General features: G+C 67.7%; 15 protein-coding genes and 1 tRNA gene. 6 read left to right on the top strand and 10 right to left on the bottom strand.

Going from position 1 to position 19,132, the window contains the following annotated elements; translation table 11 throughout:
* Window positions 1–28: 28 nt before the first annotated feature.
* Genes hisB through IE075_RS03970 form a run of 5 tightly spaced genes read right to left on the bottom strand, consistent with a single transcriptional unit; the run spans window position 29 to window position 4,726 of the window.
* Complete coding sequence (gene hisB / locus IE075_RS03950) at window positions 29–1,102, bottom strand: bifunctional histidinol-phosphatase/imidazoleglycerol-phosphate dehydratase HisB (RefSeq protein ID WP_189453505.1); 1,074 nt, start codon at window positions 1,100–1,102, stop codon at window positions 29–31.
* On the bottom strand, window positions 1,099–2,178 hold the full coding sequence (hisC, locus tag IE075_RS03955) for a histidinol-phosphate transaminase (protein WP_189453507.1): 1,080 nt from the start codon (window positions 2,176–2,178) through the stop codon (window positions 1,099–1,101). The genes hisB and hisC overlap by 4 nt, the downstream gene beginning before the upstream one ends.
* Entirely contained in the window at window positions 2,175–3,476 is a 1,302-nt protein-coding gene (gene hisD, locus IE075_RS03960) for a histidinol dehydrogenase (RefSeq protein WP_189453509.1), read from the bottom strand. Before hisD ends, hisC begins: the two co-directional genes overlap by 4 nt.
* Complete coding sequence (gene hisG / locus IE075_RS03965) at window positions 3,473–4,387, bottom strand: ATP phosphoribosyltransferase (protein WP_189453511.1); 915 nt, start codon at window positions 4,385–4,387, stop codon at window positions 3,473–3,475. Before hisG ends, hisD begins: the two co-directional genes overlap by 4 nt.
* A gap of 21 nt (window positions 4,388–4,408) precedes the next feature.
* On the bottom strand, window positions 4,409–4,726 hold the full coding sequence (locus IE075_RS03970) for a YerC/YecD family TrpR-related protein (RefSeq protein ID WP_189453513.1): 318 nt from the start codon (window positions 4,724–4,726) through the stop codon (window positions 4,409–4,411).
* Window positions 4,727–4,917: 191 nt separating this feature from the next.
* Between IE075_RS03970 and IE075_RS15830 the strand changes: the two genes are divergently transcribed.
* A complete protein-coding gene (locus IE075_RS15830) occupies window positions 4,918–6,747 on the top strand; it encodes a sensor domain-containing diguanylate cyclase (RefSeq protein ID WP_189453515.1) in 1,830 nt (609 codons plus the stop codon).
* A 51-nt stretch (window positions 6,748–6,798) separates the two neighbouring features.
* Here the strand turns inward: IE075_RS15830 and IE075_RS03980 are convergent, their stop codons facing one another.
* Window positions 6,799–8,724 (bottom strand): HAL/PAL/TAL family ammonia-lyase, encoded by a 1,926-nt coding sequence (locus tag IE075_RS03980; RefSeq protein WP_189453517.1) that lies wholly within the window; start codon window positions 8,722–8,724, stop codon window positions 6,799–6,801.
* A complete protein-coding gene (hisS, locus tag IE075_RS03985; protein ID WP_189453519.1) occupies window positions 8,721–10,100 on the bottom strand; it encodes a histidine--tRNA ligase in 1,380 nt (459 codons plus the stop codon). Before hisS ends, IE075_RS03980 begins: the two co-directional genes overlap by 4 nt.
* 154 nt (window positions 10,101–10,254) lie before the next feature.
* Between hisS and IE075_RS03990 the strand changes: the two genes are divergently transcribed.
* The 5 genes from IE075_RS03990 to pgaD all read left to right on the top strand — a co-directional run bounded on the left by IE075_RS03990 (window position 10,255) and on the right by pgaD (window position 16,200).
* Window positions 10,255–10,331: transfer RNA gene (locus IE075_RS03990), tRNA-Pro, on the top strand.
* Between the two features lie 305 nt (window positions 10,332–10,636).
* Window positions 10,637–12,544: a poly-beta-1,6 N-acetyl-D-glucosamine export porin PgaA gene (gene pgaA, locus IE075_RS03995; RefSeq protein WP_189453521.1), complete on the top strand. Its 1,908-nt coding sequence runs from the start codon at window positions 10,637–10,639 to the stop codon at window positions 12,542–12,544.
* A gap of 14 nt (window positions 12,545–12,558) precedes the next feature.
* Complete coding sequence (gene pgaB, locus IE075_RS04000; RefSeq protein ID WP_425489351.1) at window positions 12,559–14,424, top strand: poly-beta-1,6-N-acetyl-D-glucosamine N-deacetylase PgaB; 1,866 nt, start codon at window positions 12,559–12,561, stop codon at window positions 14,422–14,424.
* Window position 14,425: 1 nt separating this feature from the next.
* Window positions 14,426–15,679, top strand: a complete 1,254-nt coding sequence (pgaC, locus tag IE075_RS04005) for a poly-beta-1,6-N-acetyl-D-glucosamine synthase (protein ID WP_189453523.1) — start codon at window positions 14,426–14,428, stop codon at window positions 15,677–15,679.
* The gene (gene pgaD / locus IE075_RS04010) at window positions 15,676–16,200 is read left to right on the top strand and encodes a poly-beta-1,6-N-acetyl-D-glucosamine biosynthesis protein PgaD (protein ID WP_189453525.1); all 525 of its coding nucleotides are present in this window, start codon (window positions 15,676–15,678) and stop codon (window positions 16,198–16,200) included. The genes pgaC and pgaD overlap by 4 nt, the downstream gene beginning before the upstream one ends.
* On the opposite strand, the gene argH is transcribed toward pgaD, so the two are convergent.
* The 3 genes from argH to IE075_RS04025 are packed head-to-tail and all read right to left on the bottom strand — an operon-like array spanning window position 16,197 to window position 19,130.
* On the bottom strand, window positions 16,197–17,513 hold the full coding sequence (gene argH / locus IE075_RS04015; protein ID WP_189453527.1) for an argininosuccinate lyase: 1,317 nt from the start codon (window positions 17,511–17,513) through the stop codon (window positions 16,197–16,199). The two genes, pgaD and argH, sit on opposite strands and share 4 nt — an antisense overlap.
* The gene (gene argC, locus IE075_RS04020; RefSeq protein ID WP_229792303.1) at window positions 17,510–18,520 is read right to left on the bottom strand and encodes an N-acetyl-gamma-glutamyl-phosphate reductase; all 1,011 of its coding nucleotides are present in this window, start codon (window positions 18,518–18,520) and stop codon (window positions 17,510–17,512) included. Before argC ends, argH begins: the two co-directional genes overlap by 4 nt.
* A complete protein-coding gene (locus tag IE075_RS04025; RefSeq protein ID WP_189453530.1) occupies window positions 18,513–19,130 on the bottom strand; it encodes a GNAT family N-acetyltransferase in 618 nt (205 codons plus the stop codon). Before IE075_RS04025 ends, argC begins: the two co-directional genes overlap by 8 nt.
* Between the last annotated feature and the right edge of the window lie 2 nt (window positions 19,131–19,132).

Here is a 19,132-nt window from a genome sequence, read left to right on the forward strand (position 1 = left end):
CAGTGCCCGCCCTGCTCTGCTCGCGCGCTCACAGCACGCCCTTCGTGCTCGGCAGGTCGCGTCCTTCACGGCGCAGCGCCTGGCGCAGTGCGCGGGCCACGGCCTTGAAGCTTGCTTCGACCTTGTGGTGGTCGTTGTCGCCCTCAACCTTCAGGTGCAGGTTGAGGCCCGCGGTCTCGCACAGCGAGCGGAAGAAGTGCGCAAGCAGTTCGGTCGGCATGTCGCCCACGCGCTCGCGCGTGAACGAACCTTCGAACACGAAGTACGGGCGCCCGGAGAAGTCCAGCGCTGCGCTCGCGAGAGTTTCATCCATCGGCAGCGAGAACCCGTAACGCCCGATCCCGCGCTTGTCACCGAGCGCCTCACGCAGCGCCTGCCCGAGCGCGAGGGCGCAGTCCTCGATGGTGTGGTGCTCGTCGATGTGCAGGTCGCCTTCGCACTGGAGCGACAGCGCAAATCCGCCGTGCTTTCCGAGCTGCTCGAGCATGTGGTCGAAAAAGCCCAGGCCGGTGTGCGCCTTCGGCTCGGCCGCGCGGTCGAGGTCCACCTCGACGACGATGCGCGTCTCTTTGGTGCTGCGGACGACGCGCGCCGTGCGCGGCGCATCGACGAGCTCATGCGCGATTCCGGCCCAGTCCCAATCGCCGCCGAATTGCTCGGTGCGCAGCTGGAATGCGCGGATATTTAGGTTCTTCGCGAATTGGTTGTCCGTCTCGCGGTCCCCGACCATCGCCGAGCGCGACCAGTCGATGCTGCGGTCCTGCAGCAGCGGCACCACGAGGCCGATGTTCGGCTTGCGTGTCGGCGCGTTGTCGGCGGGCCAGCTGCAGTCGATCAGCACATCGCGGAACGTGATGCCCTGGCTCTCGAACACCTGCATCATCAGGTTGTGCGGCGCATCGAACGACGCCTGCGGATAACCTTCGGTGCCGAGGCCGTCCTGGTTCGACACCATGACGAATTGATAGCCCGCGTCGCGCAGCCTCAGCATCGCGGGGATCACGCCTGTCACGAAGCGCAGCTTCTCGTAGGCATCGATCTGGAAATCGGCGGGCTCTTCGATGAGCGTCCCGTCGCGGTCGACGAAAAGAATCGGCGTCATGTGGTCACCTGCGCCGCAAGTGCATCGAGCACGGCTTCGTTCTGCTCCGGCGTGCCGAGGCTGATGCGCAATGCGTTACCGAGCCCGGGCGCGGCACGCATGTCGCGTACGACGATGCCCGCGTCGAGCAAGCGATCAAAAGCGCGCTGCGCGTCATCAAAGCGAACGAGCACGAAATTCGCCCGAGTGGGATAGACCTGCCGCACGCCCGGCAGCCGACCGAGCAGCGGGACAAGTCGATCGCGTTGCTCGATCGACGTGCGCACTGCGGCGGCGGTGGCCGCGCGCGCCACGGGCTCGAGCGCCCGTTCGGCCGCCGCCACGCACGACGCCGGCAGCGGATAGGGAGCCTGACAGCGCCGGAGCACGTCGATGAGCTCGGCATCGGCGATCACGGTGCCGATGCGCTCGCCGGCCAGCGCATGCGCCTTCGAGAGCGTGCGCAGCACCGCGACGTTGCGTCGAGTTTGGAGCAAGGTCCCGGCCGACGGCGACTCCGAATACTCGCCATACGCCTCGTCGACCACGACGAGCGCCCGACCGTCGAGCCGCGTTGCAAGCGCTTCGATCTCGCGCAGCGGCAGCGACGATCCGGTGGGATTGCCAGGCGAGCACAGGAACACGAGCCGCACACCTTCACGCTCGACGGCGTCGCCAACTGCATTGAAGTCGCAGCGCCAGCCGGCGGTGTCATCGATGAGCGGCACCTCGACGACGCGCGTGCCGTGCAGCCGCGCGTTGACGGCGTACATGCCGAACGTGGGCGGCGTGGTGAGGATCGCGTCATCGCCCGGGCGACACAGCGCCCGCACGAGCAGGTCGATCGCCTCGTCGCTTCCGCGGCCGACGAGCAACTGCTCCGGCGCGCAACCGTAGAGTTCGGCGAGAGTGGCGCGCAGCTTGGCCGGTTGCGGATCGGGGTAGCGACGCGCGCGGCCCGCGTCGTCGCCGGCGTTCGCCCAGGCGGATTCGTTCGCATTGAGCCAGACGCTGCCTTCGAGGCGGTCGCTGCGGGCGGATTTGTAACCAGCGAACCCACGCAGGTCTGCACGGACCAGGTCGAGAGGCGAACTCATGCGGGCAGCGCCTCCAGGCGCAGGGCGACGGCCAGGCGGTGCGCATCCAGTCCTTCTGCCCGTGCGAGCTCGACTGCGCACGGCCCGATGGCTGCGAGGCCCTGCGGCGCGACATCCTGCACGGTGATCGCGATCTGGAAGCTCGCGACGTTGAGCCCACCGGTGAAACGCGCGGCGCCACTGGTGGGCAGTACGTGGTTCGTCCCGCTGCAGTAATCACCGAGCGCTTCGGGCGACCAGTCGCCCAGGAACACGGACCCGGCGGCGTCCACGCGCGGCAGCCAGCGACGGGCCTCGCGCACCGCGAGGATCAGGTGCTCGGGCGCGTAGTCGTTGCTGATGTCGAACGCGTCATCGAGCGACTCGACCTCGATCAGGCGGGAGCTTTCCAGCGCGCGGCGGGCGGTGTCGGCCCGCGGCAGCGTGCGCAGCTGCTCGTCGATCGCTGTCGCCACGGCGTCGATCATGGCGCCGTCGTCCGAAATCAGGATCACCTGCGAATCTGGGCCGTGTTCGGCCTGCGACAGCAGATCGGCGGCGACGAACGCGGGGTTTGCGCCCGCGTCGGCGATCACGAGCACCTCGGACGGACCGGCCGGCATGTCGATCGCCGCGCCGCCGTCAGCCATCGAAACCTGGCGCTTCGCTTCGGTCACGTAGGCGTTGCCCGGACCGAAGAGCTTGTCGCACTTGGGGACGGAACCGGTGCCGAACGCCATCGCCGCGATCGCCTGCGCGCCGCCGAGCACGAAGACGCGCGTGACGGCGCAGCGCGACGCCGCGTACAGCACCGCGGGGTCCGCCGTGCCGTCCTTGCGCGGTGGCGTGCACAGCACGATGTCACGGCAACCGGCGAGCTGCGCCGGCACGCCGAGCATCAGCGCCGTCGACGGCAGCGGCGCGGATCCCGCAGGCACGTAGAGGCCGACGCGTCGGATCGGTCGCAGCACCCGCTCGCAGCGCACGCCCGGTGCGGTGTCGACCGTGTACGGCTGTGTCATGCCGGCGCCGTGGAAGTGCGCGATGCGCTCGGCTGCGTCGTCGATCGCGTCGCGCAAGGATGGCGTGATCGCGTCGGCCGCGGCGGCAATCGATGCTGCGTCCAGTTCGAACGCATCGAGCGCGACGCCGTCGAAGCGCGCGGTGAGTTCGCGCACGGCGGCGTCGCCGCGCGTGCGCACATCAGCCACGACGTTCAATACGGCGGCGGTGATCGTGTCCCCGGCCTGTTGCGCCGGCCGGCGCAGCGCGTCATGCCGCTCGGCGGACGGCGTATCCGACCACTTCAGCCGCTTCATGCCAGCATGCCCTCGATCGGCAGTACCATCAGTCCCCGCGCACCGGCGCGCTTGAGCTCTTCCAGGCGCTGCCAGGTCACCGCGCCGTGGCAGAGCGCCTGCAGCGCGAGGCTGTCGCCTTCGTCGAGCCGCATGACGGTGGGCGTTTCCGCGTCGGGCAGCAGCGGCATGACGCGTGGCAGCGCATCGCGGTTGGCCTGGAACATCAGCAGCTTGCTCTTGCGGACGCGCAGAGCCCCTTCGAGGCGGCGCATCAGAAGTTCAGCGAGACCTGCGCGCACCGGGTCGAATTCCGCGATCGGGCCGGCGAGCACAGCTTCGCTTTCGAGGATCGTTTCGACCGGCTTGAGCTGGTTCGCGGCGAGCGTGGCACCGCTGGAAACGAGGTCGCAAATCGCATCCGCCTGCCCGAGCCGCGGCGCGATTTCGACCGAGCCCGACAGCAGCACGATCTCGGCGTCGACGCCCTGCGCCTCGAGCCACTGGCGCAGCAGTCCCGGGTAGCTGGTCGCGATGCGCTTGCCCGAGAGCTGCTCGGCGCCCGTCCACTGCCAGCTGTCGGGCACTGCGACGGCGAGACGGCACTGACCAAAGCCGAGCGATCGCCATTCGCGGAACACCGGCGCGCCGCCGGACGCGCCGCGGGCCAGCCCCGTTTCGGTCAGCACGTTGCGACCGACCACGCCGAGATCGCAGACACCGTCGGCGATGAGGCCGGGGATGTCGTCGTCGCGCACGAGCAGCAGGTCGACCGGCAAGGTCTCACCGAAGCAGAACAGCCGATCGCGGCTCTCGCGCCAGCTGAGCCCGCACGAGGCGAGCAGCGAGCGCGCAGGATCGGCAAGCCGTCCGGATTTCTGGATGGCGATACGCAGGCGGTCGCGCGCGGGAGCGGTAACGGAAGAAGTCATATAAGGTCCGGTCTGTCTGGATCAGGCGCGTTCGAGTCGATCGCCCAGGGCGTCGACCGCGACGGCATAGCCACCGGCGCCGCGCTCGAGCGTGCGTGCGACTCGGCCGATGGTGGTGACGCTGACCGCGGTGCGGTCGTGGATCTCGCGGTACGGCACGCCCTGCAGCAGCAGCGGCACGACCCGCCAGCGATCGCTCATCGCCTCGAGCTCCGCTGGCGTGCACAGGTCCTCGAGGAAGGCGCGCATGCGCTCAGGCTCCTGCACGGCCGCCAATGCACGGGCGAGCTCATCAAGGGCGGCGTCGAACGACTCTCCGGGCACTGCACGTCGTTTCATGAGATGCCAATGTAATAGCGCGTTAACACATTGTGCGTCGCATGAGGCCCGGCCGTCAACAGGAACCTGCCGGCTGTCGGACCAAGGTTTATTCGGGGCGTAGCCCGAGCGGGCTGCGCCTAGACTGGCCCGGTGGCCGCGCAATCCCGGCGGGCGGCCCGACCCGGAAAGGTGCGAGGGTGCGAAGAGCGTTGTCGACCGCCGCCGCGTTGTGCCTTGCTTGGCTGCTGTGCCTGCTGCCTGCGGTCGCGTCGTCGCGCCCTGCCCTAGTCCTCGACGACGCAGCGGCATCGCTGCCGCTTACCCCGCACCTCACGCACCTGCATGACCCGAGTGGCGAGCTCGGGCTCGACGAAGCCACCCAGCTCCAGCGCAGCGGGCGCTTTACTCCGCTCCACACGACGGCGCTCGGATTTCGTGACGGCGCGTACTGGTTCCACGCGTCGCTGCTCAACCGGCGGGCGGATGAGCCGCGCTGGTTGCTCGTGCAACGTTATGCATTGAGCGACCACGTGGACGTGCACCTGCGCTTTTCGGATGGACGCGTCGCGCATTACGCGAGCGGGGACGCGCACCCGTTCGGCGCGCGCAGCGTGCCGTACCGACACCCCAACTTCTGGCTGGAGTTGCCGCCCGACACACCGGTGGACCTGTACATCCGGGTCAAGAGCACGAGCTCGATGCAGGTCCCGTTCTGGCTGCACACGCCCGTCGCATTCGCCGAGAGCTCCCGGGACGCTCAGTTCGGAATCGGGATCTACTACGGCATGCTGCTCGCGCTGCTGTTCTACAACCTGGTGCTGTGGCTCAACCTGCGCGACGCCACGTACTTCTGGTACCTGCTGCACATCGGCGCGTTCGGCCTGGTGCTGTTTACGCTCAACGGCCTGGGCTTCGAATACCTCTGGCCGCACTCGCCCGCGTTTGCACAGCTCGCGGTGCCGCTGTTCATCTCGCTCGGCCAGGTCGGGATGCAGCAGTTCGCACGTGTGTTTCTCGACCTGCGAAAGCGCTGGCCTGCCGGTGATCGCGCCGGCGCTTGGTTGATTGCGTTCTTCATTGCGCTGGCGATCGCGACGTTTTGGCTGCCGATCTCGATCTCGACCCAGCTGGCCTCGGCCGCGGTCTTTCTCAGCACCGCATGGATCGCGGTGGCCGGCACCCGGGTCGCCCTGCAGGGGTATAAGCCCGCGCGTTTGTTCGTGCTGGCGTGGGCCATGCTGCTGCTTGGCATCGTGATGTTCGCTGCGATCGCGTTCGGCATGCTGCCCAAGACCTTCGTGACCGAGTACGGCGTGCAGATCGGGTCCGCGCTGGAAATGCTGCTGTTGTCGATTGCGATCGGCTACCGCTATTCCGCTCTGCGGAGCGACAACGAACGCATCGTGCGCGAAGCGAAGATGCACCTCGAACATAAAGTCGAGCTGCGCACGACCGAGCTCCGCCAGGCGCTCGAACAGCTCGGCGATGCACACGCGCGTTTGCGGGAAACCAGCCAGCGCGATGCCCTAACCGGCCTCCACACCCGCGGCCATTTCCGCGAACTGTACGAAGGCCTGCTGACGCGCGCACGCACCGACGGATCGCCCCTGACGCTGCTCATGATCGATGTCGATCACTTCAAACGCATCAACGACGATTACGGACATCTCGCCGGCGACGAGTGCCTGCGCTGGACGGCGCACTGCATCGGCCAGACGCTCAGGCCGCACGCCGCCGTCCCGGCCCGATTCGGCGGCGAGGAATTCATCGTGGCCTTGCCCGGGCTCAACGCGCAGCGGGCCGTGGAAGTGGCGGACGAAGTGCTGGCGAAACTGCGCGCGCGCCCCTGCCCTGCGCACGGCCAGGATGTTGGGATCACGGCGAGCATCGGCGTGCACGAGGTCGACCCCGAGCGCGAACCGCGCCTCGAACTGGCGCTGCGCCACGCGGACGACGCGTTGTACTGCGCGAAGCACGAAGGCCGGGACCGCGTGTGCGTGTCCACGCCCTCCGCCCGCCCCCCGTCCGACCGGCTCTAGCCTGCGCGCGCTTGCCGCGCGGGCGAACGTGAGCCGCCGTACCGCCCTTTCTTAGCCCGCGCGCTGGGCGCGCACCGCCTCGAGCACGACTCCATCCCGCACAAGCGCGACCGCCGTGGCCACTTCCGCGTCGAGCGCGCGGTCGCGATCGAGGAATGGGATACGCGAGCGGATCGTGTCGTGCGCGACGGATACATCGCGACCCGGGCGGAACTCCGGCGCGGCCGCGAGCTCGGCACGCAGCCCTTCGACCTCTTCGAGGAACGCCTCGGCTTCGTCTGACGGCGACCGAGGACCGCCCCCGATCTTCGTCGCGAGCGCTGCCGCATCGGAATGCGCAGCCAGCTCGCGCGCCGCATTGATCATGTCGCGACGCAAATCGAGCGCCTGCGCCGCCGTGTACAGCTCGAGCCCGAGCACCTTGCCGAGGTCGTCGGCCATCGCGAGCACGTGGCGCGCTTCGTTCGCGCCCATGGACACGTGATCCTCGGCGTTCGCGCTCGTCGGGATCGAGTACACGCTCGCCGGGTGCGCGCGGCTGGCCAGGTCATTGACGATCGCGGCCGCGGTGTACTGCACGATCATGTAGCCGGACTCGGTTGCGTCCTCGTTGCCGATGAGGAACGCCGGCAAGCCGTCGCTCGTCGCCGGATCGACCAGCTTGTTGATGCGCCGCTCGCTGATGCTCGCAAGCACCGGAATCGCCGCCTTCACGTAGCTCATGACGAGTGCCAGCGGCATGCCGTGGAAATGACCGGCCGAGATGACCTGCTGTTCGACGTGGTCGGCCTGCGCGTCCGGGAACACGATCGGATTGTCGGTCAGCGAGTTCAGCTCGATCTCGAGGACACGCGCGGCCTGCGCGACCGCGTCGCGCACGGCGCCGTGGACCTGCGGCGTGCATCGCAGCGAGTAACTGTCCTGCGGCTGATGCTTCTTTCCACCGCGGAACGGACGGAAGCGCTGATAGAACTTCTCGCGACCGTGCCGTTGCGAGAACGGCACCCAGTCCCAGCCGATGTCGAAACGCAAGGCGTCGAGGTGCGGGCGCTCCTCGCACAGCATCGCCCAGCTGTCGGGGAGCCACGGCCGGTACCGCGGCACGAGGTGATAGGGGATGTCGGCGAGCGTGGACCCGTCGAGCAGACGACGCAGATTCGCAGCGACCTCGACCTGACCAGGGTGCGGGCGCAGCGCATGGACCTCAGGCGCAAACGCGCCCAGACGCCCGGCAAACGCATCGATCGTCATCGCGGCGGCAAGATCGGCTGTATCGAGCAGGTCTTCGAGCGTCGCGAGCGCAAGCACGCCGCAGGCGAGCATCTGCGCGGTGCCGTTGTTGAGCGCGAGGCCCTCCTTGTACGACAGCGTCACGGGCTCCAAACCGGCTCGGCGCAGCGCGTCCGCGCCCGGCAGCCGCTCGCCGTCGAAGAAGGCTTCGCCACCGCCGAGCAGGACGATCGCGAGGTGTGACAGGGGCGCAAGATCGCCGCTCGCACCCACTGAACCCAGCTGCGGGACCACCGGCACGATGCCGGCATTGAGCATCGCCGCAAGCGCGCGCAGGGTTTGGACGCGGATGCCGGAGTGGCCGCGCATGAGCGTGTTGATGCGGATGCACAGCATCGCGCGGACCACGTCGGCCGCGAACGGCTCACCGACGCAGACGGCATGCGTCACGATGAGGTTGCGCTGCAGCTCTTCATGCAGCGACTCGTGCGGATTCATCGCGTCCGCGCCGCCCCCGGAGCGCGTGCGCTTGGCGCCGAGCAGGCGGTCCGCGTTGCTGCCGAATCCCGTCGACACCCCGTAGATCGGCTCTTCGCGCCCCACCTGCTCGGCGAGGAACGCGGCCGCGCGCGCCACCGCGGGCAGCTGCGCTTCATCGAGTTCGACCGGTGCGCCACGCGCAACGGACACGAGTTGCGGGCGCGTCAGCGAGCGGCCATCGAGGCGTACGGGCTTCATCGTGCTCATCGCGTCGACAACACCTGGGCTTGCGCGAGCTCGACACGCAGCGTCTGGGCGAGCTCCGCGCGCGTGACTTCAAACTGGTCTTCGCGACGGAGATCCTTGACGGTGACGCCGCCGCGGGCAAGTTCGTCTTCCCCGAGCACGACGACGAAGCGGATGCCGGCGCGATCCGCGTACTTGAACTGCTTGCCGAGTTTCGCCGGCTCCATCACCACCTCGGTGTTGATGCCCGCCGCGCGCAACTCGTTCGCAATCGACAGGCAGTGCGGAAGATGAGCCTCGTCCATCTGCGTCACGAGCACCTGCACCGTGCTGTCGGCACTGTGCGCGAGCCCTGCTTCGCGCAGCTGCCAGAACAGCCGCGTCAGGCCGATCGAGATGCCAACGCCCGGCAGTTTCGACTTCGTGTAGTGACTGGCGAGATTCTCGTAGCGCCCGCCCGAGCAGATCGAGCCGATCTGCGGGTAGTCGTTGAGCGTGGTCTCGTAGACGGTGCCCGTGTAGTAATCCAGGCCGCGCGCGATCGAGAAGTTCAACGCGTAACTCGACTCGGGCACGCCAAGCGCACGCACGAGCTCCAGCACCTCGCGAAGCTCCGCCACGCCCTCGTGGAGCGCAGCGTTGCCGTCCCCGAGCGCGTCGAGGTGCGCGAGCGCATCGGCGTGCGAGGTGGACCGGACTTTGACGAAGTCCAGGATGCGCGCGACGGAGTCCGGCTGCAGACCGAAGCCCTCCCCCGCCAGGGTCTCCCGTACGTAGTCCTCCCCGCGCTTGTCGAGCTTGTCGACTTCACGCAGCACGAGCGCCTGCAGTTCGGGATCGGCCACGCCCTGCGCTTCGAAATAACCGCGCATCAGCTTGCGATTGTTGAGCTGGATCGTGAATGCGCCGATGTCGAGCTCGGAGAACACCGCGTGGATGACCGCGGGAAGCTCGGCATCGAAGCGCACGCTCAGTGCGTCCTTGCCGATGACGTCGATGTCGCACTGGTAGAACTCGCGAAACCGGCCGCGCTGTTGCCGCTCGCCGCGGTAGACACGCTGCATCTGATAGCGGCGGAACGGGAACGCGAGGTCGTGCTCGTGCTCGGCGACGTAGCGCGCGAGCGGCACCGTGAGGTCGAAGCGAAGCGCGAGCTCGGGCGTGCCCTCCTCCGCCTTGGCCAGTGCACCCGTCGACTGTACGAAGTACACCTGCCGCTCAGTCTCGCCCCCGGACTTCGTCAACAGCACGTCGGTCAGCTCCATCACCGGCGTCTCGACCGGTAGGAACCCGAAGCGTTCGAAGTTGCGACGAATCGTGTCGAGCATGCGCTGGAACGCGATCTGGTCAGGCGGCAGCAGTTCCAGCACGCCGGCGGGGGTACGCGGCTTGATCAAGTGAGGCTCCAGGCGCGAATTCGGTGAATCGGAAAGCAGCGCAGTGTACCGGCCGCGTTGCGTGCCTGTGCCCGCGTCACGGATTTCTCCGCCGGATGAGGCTCGACCACTTGCGGCGGCGTGAGCGCGTGGCTAGAATTCTCGGCTCTGCAGTCGGGGTGTAGCTCAGCCTGGTAGAGCGCTACGTTCGGGACGTAGAAGTCGCAGGTTCAAATCCTGTCTCCCCGACCAATCGCAGACATGAAAAAGCCGGCCCATGGCCGGTTTTTTTGTGCGCAGTGCATGGATGTGCTTGGCATGCGGCCTTAGGCTGGCCTTGGCCATGAAGTTGGCACAGATTGTGCGTTAGCAACATGTGAATGACCGGCAATGGGGATTGCCAGTCGTCATCATTCCCTCGAGTTCTGATCCCAATGCCTTCGCTGCGTCGTACCGCAGTGGCTGTTGCCGTGCTTCTCGCCGGCAGCCTGTCACCACCTGTGTCAGCAACTGACGATATCGGGCAGTCCGATGCGTCCCACGCCGATATCGAAAAAATGCTTGGTGCCCGAGACTGGCTCGGCGCGCTTGCCAGCATCGAGCGGGCCCTGGCCCGCTCTCCCGGCGACGCCACCCTCTACCGCTTGCGCGTGCTGACGCTCAGCGACATCGGGTCCAGTCATCGTGCGTGGGCGCTCTATCGCGCCCGGCCGGAGCTCTTCGAAGCAGGTGAGCGCGCCCGTCTAGAAGCCGCGCTGGTGGCGCGTGCGATCAATTGGAGCCGGCTGTACGTCGCTCACGAGAGCGGGCGCCTTGCCGCTGCGGAATCCGCGGCGAAGCAGCTCGCCGAGTTCAGGTCGATGCCGGTCGCTGATGCGGCCGCCTCGACGCACGTCGACTTCGACGAACTGATTTTGTTGAACCGGCTTAACCGGCATGGCGAGGTCGTGCGCCGTTATCGCCAGATGCTTGCGCAGGGCCGGTCGGTCCCTGCGTATGCGCTTGCCGCAGTGGGTGATTCCCTGCTTGCCGAGCGCGCCCCGCACGAAGCCGTCGTCGCGCTGTCGACCGTCGTCGAACACGACCCGACCGATCACGACGCCGCCGTGCAGCTCGCCTACGCCCACATCGAAAGCGAGCGCTTCGACAGCGCACTGGCCATGCTCGAGAAGCTCCTTGCACAGCAGCCGGCCTGGCCGAAGGCGCCGGGCGCGCGTCGCGGGCATGAGAACCGTTTTCGCCTGGACGTGGAGACCGCTTATGGGCTCGTGCGCGCCTACGGCGAAGACCTCGCCGGTGCACAAGCCACGCTGGAGCCCCTGGCTTCGACCGCGCCGAACAACGCGCAGCTGCAGTCCAGCCTCGGCACGGTCTACCTGCTTCGCGGCTGGCCTCGCGCGGCGCTGGAGCGCTTCCGGATCGCGGCCACTCTGGACAACCTAAACATTTCGCCGATGCTGGGCCAGGTGGCGGCGCTGTCGGAGCTTGGCCGCTTCGACGAGGCACGCCCGATCCGCTCTCGCCTGCTGGATTCACACGGCAGCGAAGTGCGCGTCCAGGACATGGAGCGTCGTTGGCGGCTTGCGCAGGATCCATCGGCCCGCATCCATGCGGCCGCCGGCGACGGCCGCGACGGTGCCGCGCCGCTTGGGAGCCGCGACTTCGAATACGGGATCGAGGTTCGCGGCCCACTCCTCGCCGACCGCTGGCGGGTCCTCGCGCGCAGCGAACACCGTGGCGCAGAGTTCTCCGACCAGAGCGTCCGCGTGCACCGCAATGACGTGGGCATCAACTACGCGTATCGCGGCCTTGCCGCCGAGGCGCTGGCCGGGCGGGCGTCGGACGGCGTGGGTGGAACCGCTGCGTCGCTGGCATTCGGCCGGCATTATGGTGACCGTTGGAACGCGGGCGTTGTGCTGCGCCGCAACGATCTCGACGCGTCGCTGCAGGCGCGCGCGGCCGGAATCACCGCGGACTCGGCGCGCATCACCATGGCTTACGAGCGCCACGAGGCCGCCGGCGTCGCGTTTGGTCTGCAGCGTTCGCATTACGACGACGGCAACCGCCGCGATGGGTTCGACGTCTCGGCAAATCAGCGCTGGATCAGCGAGCCGCATCTGCTGGTGACCGGCCTGCTCGACATCGACGCGAGCCGGGGCACACGCGAAGACGCGCCGTACTTCAACCCGGAACGCGTCGCATCGCTCGATCTCGGCATCGACATCGATCGCATCGGTTGGCGCCACTACGACCGCCACTTCCGCCATCGCCTGCTCGCTACGGCGGGACTGCACTGGCAGCAGAACTTCGGTTCGGACTGGGTGCCCGCAGTCCGCTACGGGCACGAATGGCAGCTCACTCCTTCGCGGGTGCTGCAGTACGGCGTGAGCTGGTCAAGGCCGGTGTACGACGGCCAGCGCGAAACGCGCGTCGCAGTCGATATGGAAGTGAGGTGGGGGCGATGAACCGCATGCGTTCGATGATTTCGGCGCTGTCCGCGCTTCTGCTCGTGCTCGCCCTGCCGTTCGGCGCGGCAGCGACGCAGGCACCGGCCTCCGAGCCGCTGCTGGTGCTGAGTTACCACGACATCCGCGACGACGTTGCCCGCAAGGGCGACGCCGACGCCTTCGCTGTCAGCACCCAGAACTTTGCGGCGCACCTCGACTGGCTCTCCGGAGAGGGCTACCACCCGGTGTCGTTGTCGCAGATCGTGGAGGCATCGAAGGGCGGCGCCCCGCTTCCGCCCAAGCCGGTCCTCATCACGTTCGATGACGGACTGCGCAGCGTGTACACGAAGGCCTTTCCGCTGCTGCGCGCGTACGGCTACCCCGCCTTGGCCGCGGTCGTGACCGACTGGGTCGATCTTCCGGCCGGGCGCAGCGTCGACTATGGTCCGCGGCCCTTCACGACCGACGACTTCCTCACCTGGGAGCAACTCCGGGAGATGCAGGCGAGCGGGCTGATCGACGTGGCGAGCCACAGCGCAGACCTGCACCGCGGCGTGATTTCTAATCCACAGGGAAATTCGACCCCCGCCGCGATCACGCGCATCTATGATCCTGCGCACGGCTACGAGACAGAGCAGGCCTACCTCGCGCGTATCCGCAATGACCTGACGCGCAGCTCGTCGACGATCAAGCGCGAACTCGGCCGCGCGCCGCGCGCCATCGTCTGGCCGTACGCCGCCTACAGCGACGTGACCAACGAAATCGCAGATTCATTGGGCATGACGGTCTCGTTCGACCTGAAAGGCAGGTCCACGAAGCTGACCTCCAACCTCCACGGCCTGTCGCGGCTGCTCGTGATGGACAACGCGAGCCTCGGGGACCTCGCATACCAGTTGCGGCACGACAAGGCGCGCGTGGGCGTGCGCGCACTGCAGATCGATCTCGACGCGGTCTATGACGCCGATCCGGCCCAGATGGGGCGCAACCTCGACGTGCTCGTCGAGCGGGTCAAGCGCATCGGGCCCACGCATGTCTTCCTGCAGGCATTCGCGGACCCCGATGGCAACGGCTCAGCTGACGCCCTGTATTTCCCGAACCGCTTCCTGCCGATGCGCGCGGACCTCTTCAACCGCGTGTCCTGGCAGCTGAAGTCGCGTGCCGGCGTGGAAGTCATCGGTTGGCTGCCGGTGCTGGGCTTCGAGCCGGCAGACGCGCGAGTGCGACATGACCTTGCGATCCGCAACACGGCGCCGGACGAGATCTTCCGCCTCGACTTCACCCGCCCCGAGGTTCGGTCGATGGTGCGCGGCATTTACGAGGACCTTGCTGTCGCCGCCTATCTCGACGGCCTGCTGTTCCACGACGATGCCTACGTGCGCGATACCGAATTGCTCGGCACGCTGCCGTCCGACCCCGCGCTGCGGACGCGGGCGCTCATCGACTTCACTCTCGAGCTCGAACGCGCCGCCGAACGCTGGCGGCCGAAGCTCAAGACCGTGCGCAACCTCTACGCGCGGACCGTGCTGCAGCCGGAAAGCGAGGCTTGGTTTGCGCAGCGGCTCGACCGCTTCAACGCGGCCTACGACTACACCGCGGTCATGGCGATGCCCTGGATGGAGGGCAGCCGCACGCCGGAGCGATGGCTCGACGGCCTTGTGACAGCCGCACGCCGCTACGACCCCGACCTCACCCAGACGCTGTTCGAACTGCAGACCATCGACTGGCGCACGTCGCGACCGATCCCCGGTGAGCGGCTGGTGCGCCAAGTTCGTCGCCTGCTTGCACAGGGAGTGCGGCACGTGGGCTGGTACCCCGACGACTTCATCGGCAACCGCCCGAAGCTGGAACATGCGCAGGAAGCCATGTCGGCGCGCTCATTCCCGTACGAGGAGCGTTGAGATGGGACAGAACCTCTGGCTCGCGCCGCTGTTCGAGTTCGCTTTCTATTACCCGCTCGTGATGTCCCTTTTCTGGATGTCGGGCGGACTGTATTACTACCTCCGGCGCGAGCGTCACGCACCGGCGCGCACCGATCCGCCGCCGATGGAGTCATTTCCTTTCGCGTCGATCCTGATCCCCTGCCACAACGAGGGCGCGCAGGTCGACGAGACGCTGTGTGCGGCGCTGGCGCAGCGCTACCCGGACTACGAGGTCATCGCGATCAACGATGGCAGCCGGGACGACACCGCTCAGAAGCTCGACGCACTCGCGCAGCAGCACGAGCGCCTGCGGGTGGTGCACTTGGATCGCAACCTCGGAAAGGCGAACGCGCTGCGCATGGGCGCACTCGCCGCACGATCGGAGTACCTGATCTGCATCGACGGTGACGCCCTGCTCGACCCGTACGCAATGCACTGGATGGTCTGGCACCTCACCAGCGGCCCGCGCGTCGGTGCGGTGACCGGCAACCCGCGCATCCGCAACCGCTCCACCCTGCTGGGCAAACTGCAGGTGGGCGAGTTCTCTTCGATCATCGGGATCATCAAGCGCGCCCAGCGCGTGTATGGCCGCCTGTTCACCGTGTCGGGCGTCATCAGCGGCTTCCGCCGCACCGCGCTCAACCGCATCGGCTACTGGTCCGATGACATGGTGACCGAGGACATCGACATCAGCTGGCGGCTGCAGATGGACTACTGGGACATCCGCTACGAGCCGAACGCACTGTGCTTCATCCTGATGCCGGAGACGCTGAAGGGCCTCTGGCGGCAGCGCCTGCGTTGGGCCCAGGGCGGTATGGAGGTGATGCTGCGCCAGTTCCACGGGCTCTTTGTCTGGCGCATGCGGCGCATGTGGGCGGTCTTGGTCGAGTACCTGCTGAGCCTGCTGTGGGCGCATGTCATGGCGCTGATGATCGTGCTCTGGACGATCGGCCAGTTCGTCGAGCTGCCGCCCGCGTTGCATGTGGAATCGCTGCTGCCGGCGTGGCACGGCGTGGTGCTCGCGCTGGTGTGCCTGCTGCAGTTCGCCTGCAGCCTGGTCATCGATCGCCGCTATGAAGCCGCGATCGGACGCAACTACTTCTGGATGATCTGGTACCCGCTCGTGTACTGGCTGCTGAGTCTCACGACGACGCTCGCTGCCGTTCCCAAGACGCTCCTGAAGCGACGCGGCGCTCGCGCTGTCTGGACCAGCCCCGATCGAGGCCTGCGATGAAACACGAGGGATTTCTCATTCAGAATGCGGGTCTACAACCGCGCCTGTACCGCACCGCGTGGGGCATGGTGACGCTCGGATTCTGGGTGGCCTACCTCTACCTCTGGCTACCAGCCGCGACGCTGGCCATGTGGGCGGCAGGCGTGCGGCTTGCGGTCATGGAACTGTACCTGCACCAGCACAAGATCGATGTCTTCCTGTTGAGCGTGCTGCCGCTACTGGCGGTGATGACCGGTGTGCTCCTGATCGGCTGGGCCGAGATCAACCGGGTCTGGTTCGTCGGCAAGGAGCGTCGTGGGCAGGTGCCGAACGTGAGCATCGATCGCGTGGCCGCAGCGCTGCAGACCCCCCAGCCGATCGCCCACGCGCTGCAGGAGCTGAAGATCGCAGTCCTCCAGATGGATACTGACGCCATTCCCTACATGGTGGTCGACGGAGCGCCGCAGCTGATCCCGGCCGCGCAGCCGACCACGATGCCGGACGTAGTGCTCGCCCCGCTGCTTCCGGCGGTCGAAGCCTAGCCCGACGCCTCCGTACCGGCTGGCGGCTGCATGGCCGCCAGCCTGGCCTGCAGGGCATCGAGCCTCAGGTTGGCGCCGGAGCCTGCCGACACGCGCGAGGCCAGGCTCGCAGCCGGGTCACCCGCTTTCCAATGCTGCGGATCGGCCGCACGCCGGTAGGCCTCGCGAAACGGCACGCCTTCGCGCGCGAGATCGACGGCCAAGTCCGTCGCATACATCGACGGCTCCAGCGCGGCGCCCATCGCAGCCTCGCGCCATTCGAGACAGGCCATGAGGTCCGGCAACAGGGCGAGCGCAGCCAGCCCGCGCGTGAACCCGTGCACGATCGCGCCTTTCGAAAACTGCAGGTCGCGGTGATAGCCCGACGGCAGCGACAGCAACTGCTCGATCTCGCACCGCGCCGCGGCGACGCTCGCGTAGCTCGCGCGCATGAGCTCGATGACGTCCGGGTTGCGCTTGTTCGGCATGATCGAGCTGCCGGTCGTGTACTGCGACGGCAGCGAGACGAAGCCAAACTCGGCACTCGTGAACAGGCTAAGGTCCCACGCAAGGCGACGCAGGTCGAGCAGCGCCGAGCCCAGCGCCTCGACCGCGGCCAGCTCGAACTTGCCGCGCGAAAGTTGCGCGTAGGTGGCTGACACCTGCAGGCGGCCGAAGCCGAGCGCCTGCGTCGCGCCGTCGCGATCGAGCGGCAGGTTTACGCCGTAGCCGGCTGCCGTCCCTAATGGGTTCGCATCGACCCAAGCGCGGGTGTCGCGCGCACGCGCTGCGTTGTCGATGAAGGCCTCGGCCCAGCCCGCCCACCACATCCCGCACGACGACACGACGGCGCGCTGCAGGTGCGTGTAACCGGGCATCGGAAGCGACTGCTCGGCCTGCGCACGGTCGAGCGAAATCCGCGCGCAGCGCTGGCAGAGTTCGGCCAAGGCGTCGAGCCTGTCGCGCAGCCACAGGCGCGTCGCAACGAGTACCTGGTCGTTGCGGCTGCGTCCGGTGTGGATGCGCCGCCCGGCGTCGCCCAGCCGCTCGGTCAGCCGGGCCTCGATGGCCGAGTGGCCGTCTTCGTATCGCTCGTCGAGAACGAAGCGACCGGCACGCGTGTCGTCGGCGAGCGCCGCGAGTTCGCGCGTAAGGCCATCGACCTCGGCATCGTCGATGATGCCGATGCGATGCAGACCCTGCGCATGCGCGCGGCTTGCCTCGATGTCGTAGAGGAAGAATTCGCGGTCGAGGAGCACGTCGTCGCCCGCGAGGAATTTCTGGATCTCGGCTTCGACGCGCACGCCGGGTTTCTGCCAGAGGAGTTCGCTCATGGGTGCTTGCCGTTGGATAAGGGCGCGTCATCCGCGTGCGACGCCAACGGCAGCGGAATGCCGAGCCACTCGTCGAGACCGAACGCGAGGTTGAGGTTCTGCAGCGCCTGCGTCGCGGCGCCTTTGAGCAGGTTGTCGAGCGTCGCGACGACGACGAGGCGATGCCCCGTTTCGTCGAGTGCGAAACCGCCGATTTCGACACCGTGCGTGCACGCAATGCGGCTCACCCACGGGGGCGCGTCGCTCACCTGCACCAGCGGCTCGTCCGCGTAGCGGGCCCGGTATCGCGAGCGAACGTGCTCCTGCGTTGCCGGCTCGGCGAGATGCAGGTTGGCCGTTACGGTCAGCCCGCGGAAGTGCGGCGCCACGTGCGGCATGAACTCCACCGGATGCCCGAGCCGCCGGGTCACTTCACGCTCGTGGATGTGCCCGGTGAGCGCGTACGGCATGAGGTTGTCGCGCAATTGCCTGGGGTCGTTCTTGTCCGAAGGCGACGTGCCGGCGCCCGAATAGCCCGACACGCCGAAGCACTGCACGGCGCCAGCGAGCAAACCGAGTAGCGGCGCGACCGCGAGCTGCATGGCCGTGGCGTAGCAACCGGGATTGCTGATCCGCCGCTGGCCCGCGTACGCCCGACGGGTGAGCTCGGGCAGGCCGTAGAACCAGCGCTCGTCGAACCGGTAATCGGCCGACAGATCGACGATCACCGGATCCGCGCCGGCCGCGTCGAACGCCGCCACCGCCGGGCCCGCCTTGCCATTCGGCAGCGCGAGCACGACCGCATCGGCGCCGAGCGTCGGCAGGGATTCGAGGGCGGGCGCACTGAAACGCAGTTCGCCGGTGTAGCTTGCGTGGTGATCGCCAAGGCGCTGGCCGTCGAGTTCGCGCGAGCCGACGTAGGCCAGCTCGAATGCCGGATGCGCGGACAGCAGCTTGATGAGCTCCGCGCCCACGTAGCCGCGCGCGCCCACGAGGCCGACGCGGATCGGGTGCTTACGATCAACCACGGCCGTGCGCTCCCAGCTTCACATCGAGATGCCGCCTCACCGCCGGCCATTCGGCATCGATGATCGAGAACACCACGCTGTCGCGCACGGTGCCGTCGGCATGCCGAAAGTGGTTGCGGATCACGCCGTCCTGCTTGGCGCCGAGCCGGGCAATCGCGGCACGCGATGCATGGTTGAACCAGCTCGTTTCAAAGCCGACCGCGATGCAACCCAGGACTTCAAACGCGTAGGCGAGCAGCAGCCGCTTAGCTTCGGTGTTGAGCCCGGTGCGCTGCACCCGACGGGCGAACCAGGTGTAGCCGATGCTCAGCCGCGGGGTGGCCGGATCGAGTTCGTACAGTCGCGTCGTCCCGACGACGTCGCCCTGTGCATCGCGCACTGCGAACGCCAGCGCCTCGCCGGCAGCCTGTTTTTCCAGCGCGCCGGCGATGTAGGCCTCGACGGCATCTGGCTTCGGCACGCTCGTGTACCACAGGCGCCACAGCTCGCCGTCGGCGCACGCCAGGCGCAGGCCGTCGGCATGGCCCGACGCCAGCGGCTCGAGTTGCACGTGCGAGCCGCGCAGCGTCGGCGGCTGGCGCCACGCATCAACCTTCATTGATTCATCCATGC

The sequence above is a fragment of the Cognatilysobacter bugurensis genome, from assembly GCF_014652095.1.
GTDB classification, from domain to species: Bacteria; Pseudomonadota; Gammaproteobacteria; order Xanthomonadales; family Xanthomonadaceae; genus Cognatilysobacter; species Cognatilysobacter bugurensis.